6 protein-coding genes and 1 tRNA gene are annotated in these 7,537 nt (G+C 51.1%); 3 read left to right on the forward strand and 4 right to left on the reverse strand.

Translation table 11 applies throughout. From position 1 onward, the window contains the following. Both aroB and aroE read right to left on the reverse strand, forming a co-directional pair. On the reverse strand, positions 1-1,573 hold a 1,573-nt coding region (gene aroB / locus Q0628_RS04745), incomplete at its 3' end, for a 3-dehydroquinate synthase (RefSeq protein ID WP_298768650.1). Position 1,574: 1 nt separating this feature from the next. Next, positions 1,575-2,462, reverse strand: coding sequence for a shikimate dehydrogenase (gene aroE, locus Q0628_RS04750; protein WP_298768652.1), 888 nt, complete (start codon positions 2,460-2,462; stop codon positions 1,575-1,577). A gap of 88 nt (positions 2,463-2,550) precedes the next feature. Between aroE and Q0628_RS04755 the strand changes: the two genes are divergently transcribed. Both Q0628_RS04755 and Q0628_RS04760 read left to right on the forward strand, forming a co-directional pair. Next, positions 2,551-4,329, forward strand: coding sequence for a DNA repair helicase XPB (locus Q0628_RS04755; protein ID WP_298768654.1), 1,779 nt, complete (start codon positions 2,551-2,553; stop codon positions 4,327-4,329). A 117-nt stretch (positions 4,330-4,446) separates the two neighbouring features. Beyond that, positions 4,447-5,694, forward strand: coding sequence for a hypothetical protein (locus Q0628_RS04760; RefSeq protein ID WP_298768656.1), 1,248 nt, complete (start codon positions 4,447-4,449; stop codon positions 5,692-5,694). 38 nt (positions 5,695-5,732) lie between these two features. On the opposite strand, the gene Q0628_RS04765 is transcribed toward Q0628_RS04760, so the two are convergent. Then, positions 5,733-5,805, reverse strand: a tRNA-Thr gene (locus Q0628_RS04765). A gap of 107 nt (positions 5,806-5,912) precedes the next feature. Between Q0628_RS04765 and Q0628_RS04770 the strand changes: the two genes are divergently transcribed. Then, positions 5,913-6,596 carry a tetratricopeptide repeat protein gene (locus Q0628_RS04770; RefSeq protein WP_298768658.1) on the forward strand — a complete coding sequence of 228 codons (684 nt, stop codon included), beginning with the start codon at positions 5,913-5,915 and terminating at the stop codon, positions 6,594-6,596. A 53-nt stretch (positions 6,597-6,649) separates the two neighbouring features. On the opposite strand, the gene Q0628_RS04775 is transcribed toward Q0628_RS04770, so the two are convergent. After that, on the reverse strand, positions 6,650-7,537 hold an 888-nt coding region (locus Q0628_RS04775; RefSeq protein WP_298768660.1), incomplete at its 5' end, for a rhomboid family intramembrane serine protease.

Genomic DNA, 7,537 nt, shown 5'->3' on the forward strand with positions numbered 1-7,537 from the left:
TGTCAATGTTGCAAACTTTTTCGACTTCTCCAATCTTGGTGGGCAAAATGTATACGCGCTTGCCCTTTTCCGCCTTCTTGTCGACGGCCATGGCATCCCATGCGGCTTCGGTGTCGATTTCGTAATTCTTCGGGAAACCAAGATCGTCCAGGAGCTTGTTCTGCCTAGCTTCGTCGGTAGCGGACATCTTGTTTAGAAGGACGGCCGCTCTTGCGGCGACTCGCATGCCGAGCGAAACGGCGATGCCATGCGTGAACTTCTCGTAGTGCGTCAGGTTCTCTATGGCATGTCCGAATGTGTGACCGTAATTCAATATGGCGCGCAGCCCCGCTTCTTTTTCGTCGATGCCGACGACTTCGGCCTTGATGGCGCAGCTGCGGTAAATGAGGTGTTTCAGAACATCGTAGTTGTGGGCCTTGATTTGATCGACGTTTTCTTCCATGTAGCGGAAGAATTCCTCGTCGTAGATCACGCCGTACTTTACGATTTCGGCAAGGCCCGCCAGGTATTCTGTTTCGGGCAAGGTGCTGAGCACCGCGAGATCGCAGACCACAGCTTTCGGCTGGTAGAATGCACCGATCATATTCTTGCCTTCGGGATGGTTCACGGCAACCTTTCCGCCCACGGAGCTGTCGACCATGCTAAGGAGCGTCGTCGGGAACTGGATAAACGGAATGCCGCGCTGGTAGGTGGCTGCGCCAAAACCAGCCATGTCGCCGACAACGCCTCCGCTGAACTGCAACAGGCAGCTTTTGCGGGTGTAACCGCGGTGGAGCATAAAGCTGAACAGCTGGTTCAGGTTGTGTAGGGTCTTGTTCTTTTCTCCGGCCTGGAATTTGAAAATCGGGCAACGTCCTGCCTGTCCTCTCAGTTCGTTCAGCATCTTGGGCTGTAGCTTGGCGATATTCGTATCGGTACAGACCAGAAACTCGTGAGTCGGGGCAAGCTTCAGGCACTCGAGCAGTACGCCCGAATCGGGAACGATGTTCTTGCCGATAAAGATGGGATAGCGTCCGCCGCTGCTTGGGCAAACATCGAGAGCGTGGTTGTTCCAGAAATTCAGGATGAACAGGATTCGCTCGATCACGTGGTCTTCTGTGTATTCGTCGGAACTTTCGACGCTGAAGTCGGCATGCGCGTAATTCTTTTCGCGTTCCTTGAGCATAGCCTTGATCTTTTCGAGGCGTTCTTCATCACTCAGGTTGGCAAGCAATGGGCGTGTGTTCTTGCGGCCGATGCGTTCCGAGAGTACTTCGGGCTTTGCCCACAGGCGAATGATGATGCCGTTTTCGCGGATGACTTTTAGGTTATCCGGTTGCGTGAGTGCGCCACCGCCCAAGGAAATAATGTGAGGTGTTTCCTTCTTTGCAAATTCGGCAACGACCTCGCGTTCCATTTCGCGGAACTTGGCTTCGCCGTCTTGTTCAAAGATTTCGCTGATGGTCTTTCCTGCGCGTTCGACGATAACGGCGTCGGTATCCACGTAGGGGCGGTTCAGCCGTTCTGCCAGGGCGCGTCCGGTGCGGGATTTTCCACTTGCCATGAATCCGGTGAAAAAGATGTGCTTGTTCATGTTAGCCCTGCATTCCTTTGCGCATAATCTGTGCGAGTTCGTCGTTCGTCTTGTTCCTGGTTTCTTCGGGGAACCACTTTCTAAAGCTTTCAATGCCTTGGTGCACCAGCATCCCTTCGCCGTTCACGATTTTGCAGCCTTTGGCTTCTGCCATCTGCAACAGCTTTGTCTTTGGCGGGGTGTAGACAATGTCCATCACGGCTTGGCCTTGGCGCAAGGATTCTTCGGTAAGGGGTGACTGATCTTCGTTTGGGGTCATGCCCACGGAGGTTGCATTGATGATGATTTCAATATCCTTGGACACGGCAGGGAATTCATCGAACGTGGCGACTTGGACCTGGGGCACCTTGCCGTTAAAGAACTGGTTCAGGCTGTCGGCGAGTGCAGTCCCTTTTTCGCGGTTGCGGCACACGATGGTAAGCCTGTTCTGCATTTCGGCGAGTGTATAGGCGATTGCTTTTGCTGCTCCGCCGTTTCCAAGGAGCGCGACCGATCTTTCGCTGACATCGACACCATGTTCTTCTAGGTTGTGGATGCAACCGTAGGGGTCCGTGGTTGTGCCGCACAGGGTGCCGCCCACAACGCCGTCTTTCCAGTACAGCGTATTGACGCTGCCGGTAAACTTCGAAATGTCCGAAAGTTCGTCTACAAGGTCCATCACGGGTGTCTTGTAGGGAATCGTGACATTTGCCCCGCGGAACTTCATGGCCCTAAAACCTTTGATGGCGTCTGCCAAATTTTCGGGTTCCGGGGCGTAGGGTAAATAGGCCGCATTGATGCCTAATGCTTCAAAAAGGGCATTGTGCATCAAGGGCGACTTGCTGTGTCCAACAGGATGACCGAAAATGCAAAGAGACTCGGTCTTTCCATTCAATTTTAACTGGCTCAAAAAAACCTCTTTTTTACAATATAAAGATATATAAAATTAATCCTACAACACTACTCTAATTACGTAACTTTTGCTAAATTTGGCGCCTATGAATCCGAATGGCGCCATTATTGTTCAGAGTAATATGGAAATCATGGTGGAGGTCGATGCCCCCACCTACGAAGCGGCTCGCGACGCGATAGCTCCCTTTACCGAGCTGGTCAAGAGTCCCGAGCACTTGCACACATACAAGATTAGTCCCCTCAGCCTGTGGAACGCCGCTTCGACAGGACTTCGTGCACCGGAAGTTCTGGAACGTCTTGAAAGCCAGAGCCGCTTCCCGATTCCTGAAACCGTAGTTACCGAAATTCAGGACTACATGGACCGCTATGGTCTGTTGCGCCTAAAAAAAGAAGATGGCAAGCTGATTGTCGAGTCCGACGACAAGTACATGTTCACCGAAATTTGCCACCTCAAGGAAGTCGAACCGTATATTTTACAATTTATCGATGACCTGCATGCCGAAGTGGACCCTGAACGCCGTGGCCATTTGAAGATGGCTCTTACCAATGCTGGGTTCCCGGTCGAAGATTTGGCGGGTTATACCGTGGGCGATCCCTTGCCGATTCATCTGCGCGAAACGACTCTCTCCGGAAAGAAGTTTGACCTTCGCGACTACCAGAAGGAAGCCGCCCAGGTTTTCTATGCGAGTGGCTCCGAAAAGGGCGGCTCAGGTGTGATTGTGCTGCCTTGCGGTTCGGGTAAGACCGTGATTGGCCTTGCCACGATGGCTTTGGTGCAAACAAAGACCTTGATTTTGACGCCGAATATTTCTGCCTCCCGTCAGTGGATTCGCGAAATTTGCGACAAGACGGATTTGACGCTTGACCAGGTGAAGGAATACTCCGGCGAAGTCAAGGAAATTGGCCCCGTGACGGTGGCGACTTACCAGATTCTGACGCAGCGCAAGCGCGTGAAGAAAGCGGAAGATGAAAAGACCGATTCGGATCTTGACGATTTAACTGAGGAAGAAGTCAAGAAGGAACTCGCGAATTTCCCGCTATTCAGTGAGCAGAAGTGGGGCCTCATGATTTACGACGAAGTGCACCTGTTGCCGGCTCCGGTGTTCCGCCTGAGTACCGAAATGCAGGCCACTCGCCGCCTGGGCCTTACCGCAACGCTTGTTCGCGAAGACCACAAGGAAACCGAAGTGTTCAGCTTGATTGGTCCCAAAAAGTACGACATTCCGTGGCGCATTCTTGAGGCTCAGGGCTGGATTGCAACTGCCGACTGTAATGAGATTCGCATTCCGATGGAAGCGGAACTCAAGATGAAGTATGCGCTTGCGCCTGTCCGTGAAAAGATTACGCTCGCTTCGACGAATCCCGAAAAGACGGACATCGTAGAACGTCTGCTCAAGTATTTTGACAAGCCCGACGACCGCGTGCTGATTATCGGCCAGTACATCGGTCAGCTTGAAGCCCTTTCCGATGACTTGAAGATTCCGCTGATTACCGGAAAGACTCCGAATAAGGACCGTGAGAAACTTTATGCTGCTTTCCGCAACGGTGAACTCAAGAATCTTATGGTGTCGAAAGTCGGCAACTTCGCTATTGACTTGCCGGATGCCAATGTGCTTATCCAGATTTCGGGAACCTTCGGTAGCCGTCAGGAAGAAGCCCAGCGTCTCGGCCGCGTGCTTCGTCCCAAGAGCGACGGCGGAGCAGCGCACTTCTACAGCATCGTGACGCAGGATTCCAAGGAACAGGAATTTGCGATGAACCGCCAGCTGTTCCTTACGGAACAGGGATATGCCTACAAAATCATTAAAAGAGGAGATTGGGACATCCTCGCCCGAACTCCAGAGGAATTAGCTGCTAGAAAATAAATGAAAAAAAATCCCGCTCGTCGAGTGGGATTTTTCATATCTAGTATAAAAGTAATTCCGCATTGTTATAATTTTAGTTACCTTTGTGAAAGTAACTAACCTGTGGGGAATTGTAAAATGAAAAGTCTATCTATTCGTGGCTTTGCTGCAGTGAGTCTTGTAGCAGCGTTTATGTTTTTTGGATGCTCTGACGATTCTTCTCCTGTTGTGACGGATGATGAGACTGGTGCCTTGTCGTCTTCGGATGATTCTGTGGTTGAATCTAGCAGTTCTTCTAAGAAAGTTTCAAGCAGTTCTGCTGAGGAAAAGTCGTCTAGTTCTTCGAAGAAAACGAAAAAATCGTCCAGTAGCACAGTAGAGGATGATGAAACAGATTCTAGTAGTTCTCTTGAAAAATCCAGTAGCAGTGAATTGGTAATTGTTGTTCCTGATCAGAGCGACTTTACTATCACGGCCTCGGAGCTTGACTCTAGAGTGGCTGGCGATGAAGTTCGCTTCAAGGGAAAATTCATGTTGAATCTTCTCGGCGATTCTATCGTCATGGACAGCTCTTTAAACATCGCCTTTATCGGTATCGAATATATAGTCGCTAAGGGTAATGATGTCAATAACATGACTATTGCTCCTGTAGCTGTTAGCTCCAATCAGATTCTCTTGCCCACGCAGAATGCCATTGATCTGAACTCCACGAATTCTGCTCGCGTTTCTATCAGCTTGCTGGATCCGGGATTCACCGAATGCGGTACGTACAGCCTTATTATTACTGTGACGGCTACTTCCGGCGACATGGTTTTTCAGAGAACCGAAATCATTCCGTTTGAACGAGATGCTGCTGAATATTGTTGGGGCGAGTATTCATCATCATCTACCGTTCAGGTTAAAGAAATCCCGATGACAACTTGTCAGGTTGAACTTTCTACGAACGTGAATCCGGGACTTGATCTTGCCACTTGCACAGCTGTGCCTGCAGCAAGTGCTGCTACCGCAGATATCATCTTCGAAAAGGCTGGTGATGTGACGAATCCGGAACTTTCTGCAAAAAGTGGCTCGGGTCTTCTGTTTTCCCCAATTACCAATGGAGACCTTCCGCCGTACACCGACGATTACGAAGTGGATATCTGGCCGGAAGACATGAATGCGGATCGTTCTCCGGCAACGGCATACGTGAGCGACTTCAAGTTCAAGACTATTGATGCCGAACGACTGACGAACATGATTCAGAACTTCAACCAAATTTACGTCGCCAAGGCCCCAACCTACAATGCTGATACTGGTGAAGGCTTCTACGCCTTCGCAATTACCGATGCAACCGAAGGTAACCGTGGCGATTACACCTTTAAGGTCAAGATATACAAAGTACCCTAAAAATCAAAAAATCCCGCTCATTGAGCGGGATTTTTTCGAGCCACCCAGCAGATTTGAACTGCCGACCTGCTGATTACGAATCAGCTGCTCTACCAGCTGAGCTAGAGTGGCATGGTAGGCGCAAAATTAGTAATTGACGCTTCTTTTGTCAAGGTGCGCTGACAAGAGTATTTTTTTTTGCTATGATTGTGGCACAAATTTTAACATGGACTTTTAAAATGGCTAACGAATCGAATACCAATAATTCTGAAATCAAGGAATTTTTTGTCGCTCATGGCTCCAAGGTCGCTGTGGTCCTCGTGGCTATCATGGTTATCGTGGTGGGCGTGGTGCAGTTCCGCGATTATCGCAAGGCTGCCGCTGCCGAACAGGCCGAACTCCTCGGTAAGGGCATGACTTTCCTCTATGCCGATCAGAAGGACTCCGCCCTGGTGGAATTCGAATCCAAGATCAGTTCCGGCAAGCTGGATGGTGTGAGCCTAGCCAAGGCCGCCCTCTATGCGGGCAACATCAAGTACCAGTCCGGTGACTTTGACGGTGCCGCAGTCCTGTTCCAGAAGAGCCTCGACAATGCCGGTTCCGTTGCCCTGGTCCGTTCCGCTGCCATGCACGGTCTTGCTGCCGTCAAGATGGAAAAGGGTGACTATTCTGCCGCTGCCGGTCTTCTTGAAAAGTATATCGGCGAATTTGCCAAGCGTACGGGCGACCTGGAAGATCGCTTCCAGAAGGACGAACCGGTAGACGAGGTCCCGATGGTTGCCGATGCCATGTGGAAACTCACTCTCGTTTACGAACAGCTCGGTGCTGCCGACAAGGCCAAGAAGACGGCGGAACGCCTCCTCGAAGTCTATGGTGACAACCAGCTCTACGCCGACAAGGCCAAGAAGTTCCTGAACATCTAATTCGGATGGATTGAAATTTAGGGAAGGCCGGCTTATGCCGGCCTTCCTTGTTGTTAGCTCATTGCCATTTTCCAGGCGAATGCGTAAAGGGCGTAGTAGAAAAGAATTCCGACTATGTCGGTGCTCGAAAGGGGAGTCCCCCAGCGGAGAGCCTTTTTGCTTGGAATGAGACCGCAGAAAAGTCCCGCGATAAATCCGTAGGCGTGTCCGAGGATGTCGGCGTTCTCGCCGAGTCCAAGAAACACGGCGAGCGAAGCCGCGCCGCAGAGCGGCGCGAACCTGCGGAGCAGGCCGTGCGTTTCCTTGGGCATTAGTCGGAATTCTATGACCGAAAGACAGCCGATGGCCGCAAAAACGAAGGTGGAAAATCCGAGGGAACGGAAATCGGACTGTACCGTGAAGGAAACGCACAGGTTCGCGATAGCTGCTGCCACTGCGATGAAAGGAGCTAGCCGGAGCAACGGAATGCGGAAGGTAATCATGTTCATCACGATGTAGCCGCAGAGTAAATTCGACGCTAGGTGCCGTGTGTCGCCGTGCAAGGTCTGTGCCGTGAGCGCGCGCCACCATTCTCCTTTAAGGACCTTGCCGGCATCCGAGATTCCGCGTGAATGAAGATTTACTTTGCCTGAAAAATCGATTAGCGTGAATATCACGGGAGCAAGCAAAATCCAGAGCGGCTGCAAGCTAAATGTCAAGGGAATCGGCGGGTTTTCTTCTTTAGGCGGATTTTCCTTGCGGTAAAGAGCCAACTGTAGGCGTGCAAATTCTTCGTGCTCGGGCAAAACGAAAATCAAAAAAGGGCCTTCGATACTGCGCAAGAGCCGGTGAGAAATTCCTTGCGAAAGGAGTACCAGGCTGTCGTCGCGAATCTGGCGGAACGTGCCTTCGGACACGCACACGATTTCAGGGTATTCTGGCTCCTGTGCCTCGGGCGAATC

It is taken from the genome of uncultured Fibrobacter sp., assembly GCF_937877005.1.
GTDB lineage: Bacteria > Fibrobacterota > Fibrobacteria > Fibrobacterales > Fibrobacteraceae > Fibrobacter.